1 protein-coding gene is annotated in these 1,834 nt (G+C 42.9%); it reads right to left on the bottom strand.

The genetic code is table 11. The annotated features are described in order from the left end of the window. Window positions 1–46: 46 nt before the first annotated feature. A partial coding sequence (locus HWQ42_RS19540; RefSeq protein WP_292815171.1) for a CHAT domain-containing protein occupies window positions 47–1,834 on the bottom strand: 1,788 nt, incomplete at its 5' end.

Consider the following 1,834-nt stretch of genomic DNA (forward strand, 5'->3'; position numbering starts at 1 on the left):
GGCTGCCGTCGGCAGCCCCTTCATCCCCCCTTTAAAATGATTATCATTACTGTTGGTGGAATAGTTTATTTTCTGGAAGTCCCTTACCAAATAGAATAAATGAATCTTCTGGTAAACCAGGAACAAAAGCGGCATGAGTCGCAAAATGCACCACCGAGTTTTGATTCATCTGGGGAATTGTAGCTGTTATGCTAAAGTCTTTATCTAACAGTTTGGTTGTGCCAGGAATAGATGTTTGCAGGTCGGCAACTTCTTTTGCAGCAAAGGGTAGTCCAGACAAGCTGAAATGCTGCTTGCCTAATTGAAATTCATAATGCCCTTGGGTGAAAGCACCTGCCAAAACCTTTAGATGTGCTTGCGGTTTTATAGTAAAGTCAGTTAAAGATGCAGCCGTGATATTATTTATCCGCAGACGTTCTACTAACCATTGTTTACCATCGTACAAAGCTGCTAAAGGAATGTAACGCAGTTGCCCATCGGGAGCATAGATAATTGTTTTGGCATCTGCCTTTTGCAAATCATTTTCTATAGGTTTGATTAACCAGTCATATAGTTGTTTTGCTGGTTTTTTCGCATCCATGTTAGGATTCTGGAAAGCACTGCGAAAGTTGACAATAGCTTGGTTCAAATCTTGCCGCTTGACAGCCACAGTACGCCGGATGGGTGGTGAACCAGGTGTTGCTAAAATTAGTTCTAAACGGTCTTCCAAAATTAAAGGATACAGCAGGACGGCATTTTGTTCTAATCGCTTCAGGTCATCGGAAATGTTTCTCAATCTTTGTAAACTAACGTTTTGGTCTTTAGCAGTTTGGCGTAATTGTTGCACACTGGCAACCACATCTGGACGACGGGTAAATTCTTCAAACATTTTGACGATTTGCCCTTGCTGGTTCGTAAGTTGAGCAAGACATTGTTTTTGTGTAGAAGTTTGTTGAGCATAGGGAATCTTTTGCAGTTCGGTAAGTTCTTTGCCGATTTCAATTGCCTGATTTAAAAGCTGATTGTAGCTGTCAGAAATTTTTTTTTCTGGCGGCAGATTATCTACTCCCTGTTGTGTCTGCTGATTACCTCGGACGTTGCTGAGGTATTCTTGTAATTCTTGTACTTTCAATAAATCTAAAACTTGTTGTGCCTCAAGAACACGATCTTTTTGTAGCAGCAAGTCAGCAAGACGGCGATAGGTGTCAGCAATAGTTTGTGTATATGATTCCTGTTGTTCTTTGGGTAGCACTCGCAAGTCTTGGCGAATCTTTTCTATAACGTTGACAGATTGCTTGAAGAAAACAATTGCTAATTCCGGTTGTTTTTGTGCATCCAGGAGAAAGCCAATATTGTTGAGGGTAGCGCCTTCCTCAGAGCGATCGCCTATTTGTTGACGAATGGCTAAAGCTTGCTGAAAGTACTCCAAGGCTTTGGGGTACTGTCCGAGATAATTGTAAATTGTGCCAATGTTGTTGAGCGTTGTGCCAACACCAGAGCGATCGCCGATTTGTTGACGAATGGCTAAAGCTTGCTGATAGTACTCCAAGGCTTTGGGGTACTGTCCCAGACTGGAGTAAATAAAGCCAATGTTGTTGAGCGTTGTGCCAACACCAGAGCGATCGCCGATTTGTTGACGAATGGCTAAAGCTTGCTGATAGTACTCCAAGGCTTTGGGGTACTGTCCCAGACTGGAGTAAATAAAGCCAATGTTGTTGAGCGTTGTGCCAACACCTGAGAGATCGCCGATTTGTTGAAGAATGGCTAAAGCTTGCTGATAGTACTCCAAGGCTTTGGGGTACTGTCCCAGACTGGAGTAAATAAAGCCAATGTTGTTGAGCGTTGTGCCAACACC

It is taken from the genome of Nostoc sp. JL23 (assembly GCF_017115065.1).
GTDB classification, from domain to species: domain Bacteria; phylum Cyanobacteriota; class Cyanobacteriia; order Cyanobacteriales; family Nostocaceae; genus Nostoc; species Nostoc punctiforme_A.